11 protein-coding genes and 1 riboswitch are annotated in these 15,164 nt (G+C 34.0%); of the genes, 9 read left to right on the top strand and 2 right to left on the bottom strand.

Features of this window, described 5'->3' with window-relative positions; genetic code table 11:
• Positions 1-33: 33 nt before the first annotated feature.
• The gene (locus ACS127_RS01640) at positions 34-795 is read right to left on the bottom strand and encodes a PAS domain-containing protein (protein WP_440896743.1); all 762 of its coding nucleotides are present in this window, start codon (positions 793-795) and stop codon (positions 34-36) included.
• Between the two features lie 126 nt (positions 796-921).
• Here ACS127_RS01640 and ACS127_RS01635 point away from each other — a divergent pair, with 126 nt between their 5' ends.
• From ACS127_RS01635 to guaA, 6 genes are all read left to right on the top strand, one after another.
• Positions 922-2,286, top strand: coding sequence for a TrkH family potassium uptake protein (locus tag ACS127_RS01635; protein ID WP_440896742.1), 1,365 nt, complete (start codon positions 922-924; stop codon positions 2,284-2,286).
• Between the two features lie 370 nt (positions 2,287-2,656).
• On the top strand, positions 2,657-3,607 hold the full coding sequence (locus ACS127_RS01630) for an AAA family ATPase (protein ID WP_440896741.1): 951 nt from the start codon (positions 2,657-2,659) through the stop codon (positions 3,605-3,607).
• The gene (locus ACS127_RS01625) at positions 3,607-4,854 is read left to right on the top strand and encodes a DUF58 domain-containing protein (protein WP_440896740.1); all 1,248 of its coding nucleotides are present in this window, start codon (positions 3,607-3,609) and stop codon (positions 4,852-4,854) included. Before ACS127_RS01630 ends, ACS127_RS01625 begins: the two co-directional genes overlap by 1 nt.
• The gene (locus ACS127_RS01620; protein WP_440896739.1) at positions 4,854-7,058 is read left to right on the top strand and encodes a transglutaminase-like domain-containing protein; all 2,205 of its coding nucleotides are present in this window, start codon (positions 4,854-4,856) and stop codon (positions 7,056-7,058) included. Before ACS127_RS01625 ends, ACS127_RS01620 begins: the two co-directional genes overlap by 1 nt.
• A gap of 31 nt (positions 7,059-7,089) precedes the next feature.
• Positions 7,090-7,191, top strand: a riboswitch (purine riboswitch).
• 118 nt (positions 7,192-7,309) lie between these two features.
• Positions 7,310-7,528: a hypothetical protein gene (locus ACS127_RS01615; RefSeq protein WP_440896738.1), complete on the top strand. Its 219-nt coding sequence runs from the start codon at positions 7,310-7,312 to the stop codon at positions 7,526-7,528.
• A gap of 19 nt (positions 7,529-7,547) precedes the next feature.
• Positions 7,548-8,840 (top strand): glutamine-hydrolyzing GMP synthase, encoded by a 1,293-nt coding sequence (guaA, locus tag ACS127_RS01610; protein ID WP_440896737.1) that lies wholly within the window; start codon positions 7,548-7,550, stop codon positions 8,838-8,840.
• 103 nt (positions 8,841-8,943) lie between these two features.
• Here guaA and ACS127_RS01605 read toward each other — a convergent pair whose 3' ends face one another.
• Positions 8,944-11,202: a hypothetical protein gene (locus ACS127_RS01605; protein WP_440896736.1), complete on the bottom strand. Its 2,259-nt coding sequence runs from the start codon at positions 11,200-11,202 to the stop codon at positions 8,944-8,946.
• 1,068 nt (positions 11,203-12,270) lie between these two features.
• Here ACS127_RS01605 and ACS127_RS01600 point away from each other — a divergent pair.
• From ACS127_RS01600 to ACS127_RS01590, 3 genes are all read left to right on the top strand, one after another.
• Positions 12,271-12,513, top strand: coding sequence for a PTS glucose transporter subunit IIA (locus tag ACS127_RS01600; RefSeq protein WP_440898053.1), 243 nt, complete (start codon positions 12,271-12,273; stop codon positions 12,511-12,513).
• Positions 12,514-12,697: 184 nt separating this feature from the next.
• On the top strand, positions 12,698-13,531 hold the full coding sequence (locus tag ACS127_RS01595) for a PRD domain-containing protein (protein WP_440896735.1): 834 nt from the start codon (positions 12,698-12,700) through the stop codon (positions 13,529-13,531).
• A 125-nt stretch (positions 13,532-13,656) separates the two neighbouring features.
• Positions 13,657-15,069, top strand: coding sequence for a PTS transporter subunit EIIC (locus ACS127_RS01590; RefSeq protein ID WP_440896734.1), 1,413 nt, complete (start codon positions 13,657-13,659; stop codon positions 15,067-15,069).
• The last annotated feature ends 95 nt before the right edge of the window (positions 15,070-15,164 follow it).

Genomic DNA, 15,164 nt, shown 5'->3' with positions numbered 1-15,164 from the left:
GAACATAGCTAAGTTGTATCCAGTTGTTTTACTTTATGATAAGGCTTTGATTGCATCTTGAACAGTTAAGAACGTATGTAAATGTTTTAATTGACCGCTAAGATCCCTTGCTTTAAGTGCAAGATCAGGTCTAACTCCTGTTATAACGAGCTGAGTACCTATTAATTGTGTTAAATCATTTAATTTTAAGAAAGAATCAGAAATGGTCGGATCGACTTTAAATAAGCCTGATAAGTCTAAGATTAGATAATCATTTTTTGTTTTTGATAGATAAGTTGAGATGGTAAGTGTTAATTGATCAAGTCTTGTTTTCGTAATCGAACCGATCAACGGTAAAGCAGAAATATGATTATTAATCGGTACAATTGGTGTGGATAGCTGTGCCATTTCGGTTAGGGTATTCTTTAATAATTCTTCTTTTTCCTTTAATTCAGTGATATCCTTTTGTACACCAACAAAGTAAAGTTTCTCATCAACCCACATCGGATCAATCGTCAACTCATTCCAAAAGCCTTGACCATTTTTGGTATAGTTATAAACTTCAACAGTAATTGATTTTTTCTCTTTAAGGGCTTGTTTTATTTTCTTATTAACAGAGGTGTCTGTTGAATCGCCTTGAAGTATGCGACTATTTTTTCCGATCACTTCCTTTTCTTGATAACCCGTTAGATTGACAAAACCTTTATTGACAAAGATAATAGGGTGATCAGGTAGATTCGGATCTGTTATAATAAGACCAACATTTGTATGGTTAAGTGCTTCGCGAAAAAAAGGATCATGTGCTTGATTTGGCATGATTTCGTTCACTCCCTTTACAGAAAATTATGCCATGTTTGATTATGGAAATCAATGATAAAAATGTAGTCATTAAGGCTTAACCTCACAGATATTCAATTAACACATATAAAAGGAGAAAGACTGATGGCATTTATCAATAAATCTTTAAAAAATATTCATCAACTATCACCAGTGAAGTTGATTGTCTTATTTTATTCTTTAGCAATTTTAATTTCAACGGCAATCCTTAATTTACCATTTCTTTTAAGACCTGGGCAATATTTGTCACTATATGATAGTTTGTTTACGGCGATTAGTGCGATTAGTGTGACGGGATTATCGGTTGTTCCGATTGATCAAACATTTAATGTTGCTGGTTATTTCGTTTTAGCGTTTATTTTGCAGTTCGGTGGAATAGGGATTATGACTTTGGGTACAACCATCTATTTATTATTAGGTAAAAAAATTGGTATGCGAGAACGACAACTTATTTCTATTGATCAGAATAGGACAACACTCGCTGGTCTTGTTAAACTAATGGTAAAGGTTTTAAGTACAATCTTATTGATTGAGTTTTTCGGTACAGTTTTGTTGAGCATATGCTATCTGAACTATTTTGAAACATGGCAGGAGGCATGGGTTCAAGGTTTTTTTGCTTCAGTTAGTGCAACAACAAATGCAGGTTTTGATATTACTGGTGTTTCATTACTCCCATTTGCTGATGATTACTATGTTCAAACGATTAATATGATTTTACTGATTTTAGGGGCTATTGGCTTTCCTGTTTTAATTGAAGTTCAGCAATGGTTCTTTGCTAGGAAGAAAAAAAGACGTGACTTTCGTTTTAGCACATTTGTAAAATTAACAACAATAACTTTTTTTATATTGGTTATATTCGGTTCTATATCCATATACATACTAGAGTATTCAAATGCATTGCAGGGAGAGAGTGTGATTAACAGTTTGTTTTATAGTTTATTCCAGTCTGTGACGACACGTAATGGAGGGCTATATACTATGGAAATGGGAGATTTCTCATCTTCAACACTTATGCTGTTATCCTTTCTCATGTTTATTGGGGCGTCACCAAGCAGTGTGGGTGGGGGGATTCGGACAACCACTTTTGCTATTATTTTGCTAGCTATTTATCATTATGCAAAGGGTCATTCAACGATTAAGATTTTTAAACGTGAAATTGAGCAACAAGATGTCATTAAGGCATTTATTGTGTATACTACAGCGCTGTTGCTCTGCTTATTGGCTATATTTATCTTATCCATTACAGAACCATTCTCTAATATGGAAATTGCCTTTGAAGTCTTTTCGGCTTTTGGGACAACGGGTTTAAGCTTAGGGATAACGCCTGAACTTTCAGTGATTGGACGAATTGTTATTATGATTATGATGTTTATCGGTCGAATTGGCATCTTTTCATTCTTATTCTTAATTCGTGGCGAACCAACAAAAGATTTATATCAATATCCAAAGGCAAAAATGCTAATTGGCTAATGACAAAGACGTTTTCAATCGAAAACGTCTTTTAATATGAAATAGATAAGGATAAAAATGTTATAGGGTATTTTTTGAATGGCTTCAGAAATCATGGAAGTTGCTTGTAAATCGTTGAATTTGTTTGCAAATGGGTAGAGTTGCTCGCAAATCGTTGAACTTGTTTGCAAACCCATAAAATTGCCTGCAAATTGTTGAACATGAACACAGCATGCCGCAGCTTCCTACAAAAGAATTTTTGACTTGTGAGAATGATCTGATAAATGGGAATAATAATTTATAACCCAACAGCTAAATAGTTTCTTTTTGTTAAAAAAACCGATAATATAGAAGTAATAGTAAGTATTTGTAGATGGAGGTCAATTTGAAGATGAACATCAAACAACAATCCTTAAAAAAGGTTTTAACTAATATAAATAAAGTAATTATTGGGAAAGAGGAAACAGTGATATTAAGTTTAACTGCGCTTTTGGCTCGGGGGCATGTACTGCTCGAGGACATTCCAGGTGTGGGTAAGACAATGCTGGTTCGAGCACTTGCCAAATCCCTTGACTGCTCCTTTAGTCGAATTCAGTTTACACCAGATCTTTTACCCTCAGATGTTACGGGTGTATCGATTTATCACCCACAAAAACAGGAATTTGAGTATCGAAAAGGTCCAATCGTTGGTGACATTATTTTGGCTGATGAAATTAATCGTACTTCACCAAAAACACAATCTGCACTGCTAGAAGCAATGGAAGAAAGCAGTGTCACCGTAGATGGTGAAACGGTTCGCATTGATCAGCCGTTTTTTGTGATGGCGACGCAAAACCCGATTGAATATGAAGGAACATATGCCTTACCTGAAGCTCAGATCGACCGTTTTTTACTTAAATTGAATATCGGTTATCCTACAGAAGCTGAAGAGACGGAAATGCTTGAAATTACAGGTGGTATTCATCCGATTGAGCAGTTAACAGCCATAATAGAACGGCAAGATGTCATTAATTTGCAGGCAGAAGTGAATGATGTCTATATCGATTCAATGATTCAGCAGTATATTGTCAAAATTGTTCGCTCGACACGTGAGCATCCATTCATTCAATTAGGAGCGAGTCCTCGTGGAGCCATTGGATTGATGCGGGCAGCAAAAGCATATGCCTACATCAAAGGACGTGACTATTGCATTCCAGACGATGTGATTTATTTGGCGCCTTACGTCCTCAATCACCGATTGATTTTGACACAAGAAGCTAGATATGAACGAAAATCAGCTGATCAAATTATTCAATCGATTCTTAATCAAGTTGATATCCCAGCACGAAAGGAATCGAATTGATGCGGCAAGCAGCTTATTTATTTGTTAAAATGATACTGTTGTTTAGCTTATTGATCATTTTATTTAGCTATGCCATGTTTCAAGGGGGTTTTGTCAGTTGGTTTTTATTTTATACCGCACTACCCTTTCTGATTTACTATTTGATCTTTATTCTTTATCCGGTTAAGGATTGGCGCGTGAAGCGGATTGTTGCGATTAAACCAATCAAAGCGGGACAAACAATTTACATTCGTTTAGAGTTAAAAAGACGAATGCCAATTCCTTTCTCATATTTAATCATTGAGGAGTTTTTACCAACATCGATTCGTCCCTATTTTGTTGTCGACCGATGGAGTGAGTGGTTAGTGAAAAAGAAGCTTCCACAACGTGAGGGAACAGTAAAAAAGATGCTCTTTCCACTATTTCGTAGGAAAATTGATTATCAATACCAATTACATGATTTACCGAGAGGAGTCCACTCCTTTCAGCAGATTAGCTTAACGATGACTGATGTATTTGGTTTTATCACTAAGTCAGTTGTTCTTCCGCTTGAATCAACGCTACGTGTTGCTCCTGCTGATCTTGATCTTCAACTCCGTTGGGATAATAATGAGAAACAATCTGGAGAAGAGGCCACATCAACTTTTCAAACTGATCGCTCTAACCATATTACTGGCGCACGTCAATATGTTCCTGGTGATCGACTTTCAGCCATTCATTGGAAAGCAACAGCCAAAACAGCCACTTTGATGACAAAAGAATTTGAACAAGAATATAGTAGAAACGGCACAATTATGTTGTTAGGAATGCAAAGCGGGGTCGCTTATGAATGGAATTTAGCCTTATGTCAGGCTGTTTTACAAGAATTCATCCGAAGGAAACTACAAGTTGATTTCTTACACGTCGGTTATGAACGATTTCTTTTTTCTACTGAGAAAGAGCAAGTTCATTTAACTGATGCTTTTATTTCTTTTCAGCCTGGAGCAAATGAGCATATCATTGCATCAACTCTCGATCACTATCAACGGACAGTTGATAAAGGTAATTTTTTCTTGTTATTTACGGATCAATTAACAAGTGGACTTGTTGAGCAATTAATTAAGCTATCTTATCAGAGAAATAAGATAACGATATACGTGACGCGATCACAAGCCGAACAAACTAAGCGAGATCAAGCATTGGAAAATCAACTGAGAAGTTATCGAATAAATGTTAATTTAATTACAGAAAAAGAACTGAAACATAGAAGAGGGGTGGTGGTCGTTTAATGAAAGCAAAAGAACGTATTCAATCTGGAGGACGATTTTTAACTTTTACACTCTATTTGCTTGGGCTGATTTTAGTTTTTGAATGGATTCGTCCCTTAAATGCCATTGCTGAATTTGAACACGTTTATTTGTTTATTGTCTATGCGATTTTTTGCTTTGGACTAACATATATCAAAATACCGACCTGGCTATCCTTTTTGCTTAGAACGATTGGGTTAGTCCTTATCATTCACTACGTCTTCTTACCAAGCCCAATCTTTAGTGAGTATTGGTATCAGACGGTGCAAATAGAATGGCACAGCAATTTAGTCGCACTTCTTGAGCGGAATTGGTATCAATTTACTGACCTATTTCAAACCTTATTATTTCTACTGATCATTGCATTAGTGAGCTATTTGCTTTATTTTTGGTTAATCACAATGAAACGTGTATTTATCTTTATTATTATTACGATTATTTTTGTGACAATAATGGATACATTTACACCGTATCAAGCAGATCAAGCGATTATTCGCTTAGTGATGATCAGCTTATTAATGCTTATGATTAATAATTACTTAAAGCGGATTGAACAAAAACAGTTAGCCTTCGACTTGGTTCGTTGGTTTCAACGTGTGCTTATTCCACTAGTATTGACAATGATTACGATTGGTGTCCTTAGCTATTTTGCCCCAAAACCAGAGCCGGTTTGGCCAGATCCAGTCCCTTTTATTACAAGTACTGCTGAAGGGATTAGCTTTGGAAACAGAGGAGAGACACGCACCGTTGGTTATGGTGAGGACGATAGTCAGTTAGGCGGCTCATTTGAAATGGATGATACACCGCTTTTCCATGCAGAAACATCACTTGATCATTATTGGCGAATCGAGTCAAAGGACTACTACACAGGTCATGGCTGGGAGCGCCAAGAAGCTTTGAATTTTCAACCATACTCTGAAGGAAGTTTGCCATTGTTCACTCCTAATTCAGAGCAGCCGTTAAGGGAAGCTACTGTCCAGTATTTAGAGGAGATTAATTTTAATAAACTTGTTTACCCTTATGGCTTGTATGAGATAGCACACAGTGATAACGAGGATTTTGTTTTCGATCAAGAAACAGGCCAAATTGAACCTGAAAATATGGGACAATCACTACAAACGGCACCGATTGAAATGTCCTATATATATCCCGACTTTTCAACCGATCAGATCAGACAATCCGATGGTGCAATTTCACATGAAATAGCTGAAACCTATTTACAGTTACCTGATCAATTACCGGATAGAGTGATAGGGTTAGCAGAAGAGATTGTTGCTGATCAATCAACTCGCTATGATCAAGCAGCTGCGATTGAATCCTATTTTGATCAAGGTGATTTTACTTATCAAACCACAGACATTCCGGTTCCAGATGAAACCGAAGACTATGTCGACCAATTTTTGTTTGAAACCCAGGTTGGTTACTGTGATAACTTTTCCACTTCAATGGTTGTGATGTTAAGAGCTGTTGGCATTCCAGCCCGATGGGTAAAAGGTTTTACAAGTGGAGAACAAATTGAAGATTTATCAACTGATGATGAAGAACTGTACCGTTATGAAATAACCAACGGCAATGCTCACTCTTGGGTAGAGGCTTATTTCCCAGAATTCGGTTGGGTTCCATTCGAGCCGACAATTGGTTTTAGTGGAAATGATATGCTTTACGAAGAATCGGACGATTCATTTGAAGACCTTGAAGATGAGTCAGAAGATCAAGACTTAGATGAAGAAGATATGACGGAAGACGATGATCAAGAAGCTGATTCTTCAGAAACGGATGAAATGGAGCAAGAAGAGGATGAGTCAAGATCATTTCTTCAAGAGTTAACCCTCTGGCCATGGCTACTCGGTTTAATTGTGATCTTGGTTATTGTTGCTTTACTAAGATGGAAAGTTCTTTTACAGAAGATCATATTCTGGCACTGGTCACGATTTGATCAAGAGATAGAATTTGAAAAAGCTTATCAAACACTATTTGTGCTACTAAGGATTCATAAATTAAAACGATCGAGCACACAAACATTGCATGACTTTGCCAAAGCAGCAGATCATCTACTTGAGGTCGATTTAATGACAAAATTAACAGATGAATATGCACAATTGGTTTATCGAAAAGGATATCAACTAGAAAATAAAGAACTTTTATACAATCAATACCAAGAGTTGATAAAACGCATATTAGCTTGACCGATAAAGGCGACATTGATAAAATAATAACATTATCAATCCAAGCCACCTCTGTATATCCTCGAAAATAAGGTTCGAGAGTTTCTACCGGGAGTCCGTTAAATTCCTAACTATAGAGGCAGAACAAATCTTTATGATTCTGCCTCTGTCTTTTTTTGACAGGGGCTTTTATAGCTAAAAAAGAATACAAGTATATCAAATGAAGCTGAAATAATTGTGGGTCCTGCTTATGGTTATCCCATAATCAAGTATTGACTCGAACAAACCATGAATTAGATTTAAATAAATATGATTTGTTTAAAGTTCCATATAAAACAAATGAAATTTCTGCATTGTCTTTACTTTTTTATGCAATGCTAGTGACAGGCGGGTTATTTTTTAAAAGTGGTTATAGATTTGGCAAGTGGTACGATGTAATTGAACTAGAAAAATTAGTGACCCGTAGACTTACCAAAACCATTCAGAGGTAGTAAAAGGGAGGACACATAAATGAAACAAGATATGATTGTTGTACTAGATCTAGGGAGTACTGAAAATACGACTTTGGCTAGAAAGATTAGAGAGTTTGGCGTATATAGTGAGATTTATCCGCATGATATAACGATTGAAGAATTGAACAAGCTTCCGAATGTTAAAGGCATTATTCTCAATGGTGGAGAATATCGCCATGTTGATGACCAAGATGTTGACGTACTCGATGAACTTTACCATGTCGAGTGTCCGATTATTTCCATTGATTATCCTACATCTAAAACAGATATTCAATATGATGAACTGCCAAGTGATCAAATCCTTAAGGCATTTGTTTTTGACACTTGTCAAGCACAAGCCAATTGGAATATGCAGAACTTTATCAGTGATCAAGTCGCTCATATTCAACAAGAAGTAGGAGATAAAAAAGTCTTACTGGCATTGTCTGGCGGTGTAGACTCCTCTGTCGTTGCGGCATTACTAATCAAGGCGATTGGTCAACAACTCGTTTGTGTTCATGTGAATCACGGTTTAATGCGTAAAAATGAATCAGAAGATGTTGTAAAAGTTTTTGAAGAAAAATTAGGGGCTAACTTGATCTATATTGATGCAACAGAGCGTTTCTTAGGGAAGCTTGAAGGGGTATCTGACCCTGAAGAAAAGCGTAAGATCATTGGCAATGAGTTTGTTTATGTCTTTGATGAGGAAGCCAGTAAACTTGAAGGAATTGACTACTTAGCTCAGGGAACCATCTATCCTGATATTGTTGAGAGTGGAACAAAGACGATGAAAACAGTTAAGTCTCACCATAATGTCGGTGGACTTCCAGAGGACATGACGTTTAAACTGATTGAACCACTGTATCAATTGTTCAAGGATGAGGTTCGAGCATGTGGCGTTGAATTAGGCTTACCGTATAATATGGTCTATAGACAACCATTCCCAGGACCTGGATTAGGGGTTAGAGTATTGGGTGAAATTACGCGGGATCGTCTAGAAGCAGTTCGAGAATCAGATGCTATTTTAAGGGAAGAATTTGAGCGAGTTGGTTTAGATAAAAAGGTCTGGCAATATTTCACGGTCGTGCCAAACTTCAAATCTGTAGGTGTTAGAGACCATGAGCGTAGTTATGAATATCCTGTCATCATTCGTGCGGTTAATACTATTGACGCAATGAATGCTAGCATTGAAAGGATTGATTATGGCGTTCTTGAAACGATAACGGATCGGATTTTACATGAGGTTAAAGGTGTGAATCGAGTGCTCTATGATCTGTCGCCAAAACCTGTTGCGACGATAGAGTGGGAATAAATGTAAAAAGAGGCGAATTCCTTTGATAACAAAGGTTTCGTCTCTTTTTTTATAGTCATTGCATTATTTTTTTAGTTTATGAAATAGACACTAATAAAAAGGTCTATTCAAATAGAATTTTTTCTAATTTAATAGAGACTCGTCTCAAACTAGCTTTCCCCATTTTTCCATAAGTTGAATTTTTTAGTCCTTCATAAATTGTTTCTATATATTCATCCAATGTCATATCTACTCTATCAAGTAGAGAAATCCCTTCTGATTTAAATGCATCTAAAAACTGTTTGTCTTTGAAATATTGTTCATAGCTACTGTCAATTATTTTTAGTGCGAAAAAGGTAAATATAGATTGACCATTGAAAATAATAGATTTTTTGCTTTCATCTCCATATGTGACGGATTCCAAAAATAGATTACCTGCCCAAACATCTTTTTTATAAGTTATAATGAACTCATAATACAGCAGACTGATTATATTCAAGTCATAGACTAAGCTTTTCATATTCAGAGGCACTTCTGATAGTAAATATTCCATTGTATTTGCTAATTCCTCATACTCGGTAATTTTTGGTGTCTTATCAACAACACGTAAAAATTCTATACAAAGATTTTCAATCATTCTTAAATCACTTTCTGATTGTTGTTTTGTTAAGACAATCCTATGAGAATATTTGTTATTAGATGATAGTATTGCTTGAATGAATAATATTTTAAGAGGTGATATACGACTATAATCAAATTGATTAAAGTAGTCCATATTAGCAATTTGCTTTTCTCTATCTTTATAAATAGTCATTAACACTTTGAAAGTGACTCTATGATTTATATGAGTTTCTGCAACTATTTTGGCAGATGAAATATATAACTCTTTTTTCTCTTCTTCAGTCCAATAAAATACATCTATTAGTTTATTTTTGAAATATACCGTATTATCATTCCACCCTCCATTATCTGGATATAACAATTGATATAAAGAATAGGCAACGAAGTATTTCTTATTCATCGAAGAAATTAGCTTTTCTAATTTTTTATTCTCAAAAATTGCCTCTCTTAAACCACCATGGTTGCTAATTAAATAATCAAACACTGCTTGTGAATACAATTCATCATTGTTGTGTCTTGAAAAGTTAGGTAGGTCAAATTGGGATTCTGAAAATATATATTTTTTAAATATTTTATTCCATTTGTATTTTTCAACCTCAGCATAATATTTTAAGAGATCAGATTTTTCGTTCTTTATTACTGATTTGGATTTAATTCCTCTAGTGTTATTGTTAATACCTTCATACAAGCTCTCCATTTTACTTGAATCAAAAACTGCTTTTTCTATTAACTGGTCGAATAAATAATGATGAACGTTTCCTATTTGATTATTTAAGATATATCTAAACTCAAATTCATCATTTTTTTCTTCAAATACCTTTGGTGTCTCAGCTACTAAATGATTAAAAGTATTCATGTCTTGGTCAATAAGTATTTTAAAATAGTACCAATCAATTTTCTTTTGAATGGTAGATAATAATTCCCATTTTTTACTTATAAATCTTTTATAATCATCATATAAATAATCTTTATCTTCTCCGTAACTGTGGTTCTCGATTCGGATACTTTCAAATTCGCCATATTTTGAGCCTACTTCCATATCTATCTTTGAAAATACTTTGATTAAGAAGAAACCGATTGATTGAGTCTCAACTTTTGAAAGATCAAATTCGAGAACCCTAAAGAAACGTTGTATATCTTTACTGTTAAACTTACTTCGGTACATTTGTCTAAATAGTCTATAATACATACCAGATATTGAACCTCTTATGATACTTTCTAATCCTAAGTCTGTTTTATCTTTTATTAAAAATAATATACGAATAATTTGTAGGCTCATCCCAATTAAAAGGGTGTAAATCCAAAGCAGCATTGTAATACTTGTTTGCCAAGCATAGATTAGACTGTCCTGCAATTCTCCATTAGTATTCATAATTAGAATAGGAGAAATAATGGTTAAGAATAATATCACTAAAAATGGTTTTGTTTGTGTAATCTGGTACCCAATAGATGTATCTGCTAAATATTTTATTTTACTTCTTCCTAAATACCTAACCCTGTCGCTATCACCAACTATAAATTGTAAAAAACCTATATAAATTCCATATATACTTAGCAGTCCAATAACAAAACTATATACACCAACTAAATCAAAATCTTGTTGCTCATATTCCATAAATTTGATTCCATATTTACTTTGAACAAGAAACAAACAAAAATATAAAGCTAAAAATACTATATTACTAATCCTCGGTAACCTTCTTTCAGATAAAAGGCTATCTATAAAATTTAACAATTTCCTACCAGGATTTGTTTGATTCATTAGTAATTGGATAATTCGTTTAATTGTTGGATACAGCATAGATATTAAAAATGTTACTATTACCAACTCGATACCTGTAAATTCTAGACCGAATATTTCCAAAATATAACCTCAATTCTTTTCTTTTTTCATTTATGAAATTACTTATAACTCACATCCACTCATTTTTTTACCGTTTACCTTAAGGATCTTATATGTTTATTGTACTATAAATATATATAAATATTTCTGCTGGAACAACAAATATACTAGAGAGGAATGGAAGATAGATGTTGGAATCCCGATTAATAACAGTAATACAACTAAGATAAATACAAAAAATCTATTTTTCCTATACTTTTTCTCGTCAATTATATTTCCACTAATAATTTTGAACAGAAAAACCTCATCTTTCGGCTAGTTCCTATTTAAATAACATGATATCTATTTTTGGGGAAGGTCAGTGAGTGTTACTATATAAAATTTTAATATATTTATATCCAATTATTTCACATAAAAAAGCGCTTTGATTGAAACGTCTCTCATTGAAGATATCAAATATTTATAGTGATAACTCTAAACTGCGATTTGCGTTTAAATTGCATCTTTTAAATAATGATATTACTCTAAATCTAATACTGCGAAAGTAGAGTGGAGGCAAATGGTATATATAATTAACTAAGAAACGTTTATTTTATGTAATTTATCGCTATGGTGAATTTTATGAATAGGCTTATTTTTTCTCATGGTATTATTCCCCTCTTAATTATTCAATCCTATCTGACTCTTTCCAGCGTTATAATTATAGCTTTTTTAGAGGTTAAATGGCTTTGCTAATGTCTCGCTTTTACTTAGCTGATGCCTTGTATCAGTGCGAATAGATCCCTTTGGGAATAAAAAAATTCATTATTGACAGAGTCGCCTCTACTTGTTAGTATGGTAGTAATAAATAGGATTGTTACTCTTTCGAGGCTTTACCTAAAAACTTTTGTTTTTTCGTGAAGAGGGGAGGAGTTTTTTTGTGTTTCAGTGAACTTAGTTTATTTAGTAAAAAAATATGAAATTGTACCAGCCATCAAAGGATAGCTTATATCATTAGACAGAGTGAATGATAAGGTGTTTTCTGACAGAATGATGGGAGAAGGTGTAACCTTACAATTTGAAGAATCACAGATTGTGTCACCTTATAATGGAATTATTACAATGATAGATAAATTAAAATATACAATTAGTATTAAAAAAAATGAACTGGGAATATTATTTCAGAATGGTTTAAACATGTTTATGCTAGATGGTCAAGGTTTTATGATATTAGCAACGGAAAATGAATAAAGCAAAAAAGGAACACCATTAGTGACAATTAATTAAAGCCTGTCAAAAGTAAGCGGATAAACATGATAACACAGCTGATTGTTACTCATTTAACCCAATATAAATTATCGCTTAGTAATGAGAAAGATGTTAATGTAGATGATGTTTTGATGGACAGTAGAGCCAAGGTAGGTGACAAATAAATATGAAGGTAATAAAAAATATTAATAATAATGTCTCACTCTGCATAGATAGTAATGGTAATGAATTAATCGCTTTTGGGAAAGGGATCGGATTTAAAACACCTCCATATGAAATTACCGATATGGAAACTGTTCATCGAACTTTTTATGATGTGAATCCGACATATCTTGAATTGTTAAATCAGATCGATGATGATGTCTTTGAGGTTGCTGCCCAAACGATAGATTATGGGTTAAATTTTAACATTGAATTCGGCTCAAATGCTACCTTTACACTAGCTGATCATATTCAGTTCGCTATTAAAAGACAGCAAGACAATCAAATTATGAAGTTTTCAAATTTCTATGACTTGAATTATATGAATCCTGATGAGATGAAAATTGCGAGTTATTCGTTTAATCTTATAAGAGACAAACTTGGATTTGAGTTGCCGGAAGAAGAAAAATACGGAATAGCATTGAACTTAATAAATGTACAATCAGTTGAAAAAAAAGAATATTATCAAAACTCCAATGATGAAGAAATAGCAACAATTGTTAACATTATCGAAGATTACTTTATTATGACGATTGATAAAAATGGATTCAATTACGCTAGGTTCATCTCACACATGGAATTCTTTTTTAAGAGATACCGAGAGGGGATTGCAATCTCAAGTAAAAACAATGAAATATTTGTTAACCTGAAAAATGATTTTCCAGAAACTTATGCATGTTTAAAGTTGATAGAAAACTATTTGAAAGATCACTCAAACATTCATCTTAATGATGAAGAACGATTATATTTAATGCTACACATAAATAGATTATGTTCTCGTGAGGGTTGTTACCGTTAAGGGCTTTTCCCAGAGACAAAACGAAGAAGTAGGTTTCTTTGTTTTGCCTCTGGGTTTTATTTTGGAAAAATAACGAAAAGGCGTGCTTTCGTTGTTTAAAATATGATTGTTAAGGGGAAAGAATGATGAATAATTTTGAAGAGTTAAGTGACAAAATCATTGAATTAGTTGGTGGAAAGAGCAATATTAGCTATTTAACCCATTGTGTAACAAGATTAAGATTTAATCTAAAAGATCAAAGTCTAGTAGACGTTGAGAAATTAGAATCATTAGACGAAGTTATGGGAAGTCAATTAGTAAGTGGTCAATTTCAGTTGATCATCGGACCACAGGTTGAAGGGCTTTATGAAGCTATTGTTCCTAGAATCAGCAGTGAATCTGTAGTTGAAGAAAATGGGGATCAAAATTATGATACGAAGAAGGGATTCGATATTAAATCAATACCTTCAAAGATGTTAACTAATATGACGGCTTGTATTACACCAGTTGTGCCATTAATCATCTGTGCAGGATTTTTAAAAATCGTACCTATCCTTTTTGGACCAATGTTATTAGGCTTATTAGAAGAAGAATCTAGTACTTTAACAATTTTGACATTGTTAGGAGATCTCGCCTTCCATTATCTCCCTATATTTTTAGCTTATACTACTGCTAAACACTTCAAACTTAATCCATTTATTGGGTTGTTGTTAGGGGTATTGCTAGTAAATCCTGATTTAATGAATCTATTGGAAAATGGGGAGAACTTGACCCTATTTGGCATTCCAATATATCCTGCAGATTATATAGGAAGTGTTCTGCCAATTATCTTAATTGTTTGGGTTGCTTCATTAATCCGTAAAGCTTTTAACAAGTTATCAGCAAAAGCGGCAAAAAATATAGCTTATGACGCTTTGACTATTCTGATTGTTTTACCAATTGCTTTGTGTATTCTTGGACCTTTGGGAACAATTTTAAGTGATTATGTAATGGCATTCTTTATGTTTGTTTACAATGTATTCGGACCTTTAGGAATTGGTTTGATCGCTGTTTGCTACTTACCATTAATTTTGACTGGTATGCACCATGCCATTAATTTGGCATCTATCATGGCTTTAACGACAACGGGGGCTGATTCAATCGTTCTTGTTGGTGCAACAGCAGCTTGGATCTCAGTAATAGGAGTGACTCTTGGATTTGCAGTAAAAGCGAAAAGAAAACAAAACAAGAATTTAGGGATAACTTCTGCTTTTATGCAAGCTTTTGTGGGTATTACGGAGCCCGCTCTATTTGGTATTCTTTTACCTTATAAACGAGTCTTTCTAGCTCATATGATTGGATCTTTTATTGGTGGTAGTCTTTTAGGATTTTTCCAAGTTAAAATATACGCCATGCTTGGTTCGGCAATTGTTATTTATGGCGGCTATTTGGGCGACGAAATAAGTAATTTGATCTTTGCGCTAGTTGGAAGTTTAATTGGAGCAATTATTTCCTTTGTATTAGTGATGGTTTTTGGTTTTGACGAAAAGAAAGCAGGCAAAACTGATATACTTAATTAAGAAACCCTATTAGTAAGTGTAGAAGGCTGACTTTTAAATTAATGAGCTGCTTTTAATAAATCATGGTTTAATTTAGTTAGAAAGGTTGGTGGCAA

The sequence above is a fragment of the Amphibacillus sp. Q70 genome, from assembly GCF_052055485.1.
Taxonomy (GTDB): domain Bacteria; phylum Bacillota; class Bacilli; order Bacillales; family Amphibacillaceae; genus Amphibacillus.
The sequence above is the reverse complement of the archived record's forward strand: the minus strand, read 5'-3'. Positions and strand labels throughout refer to the sequence as shown.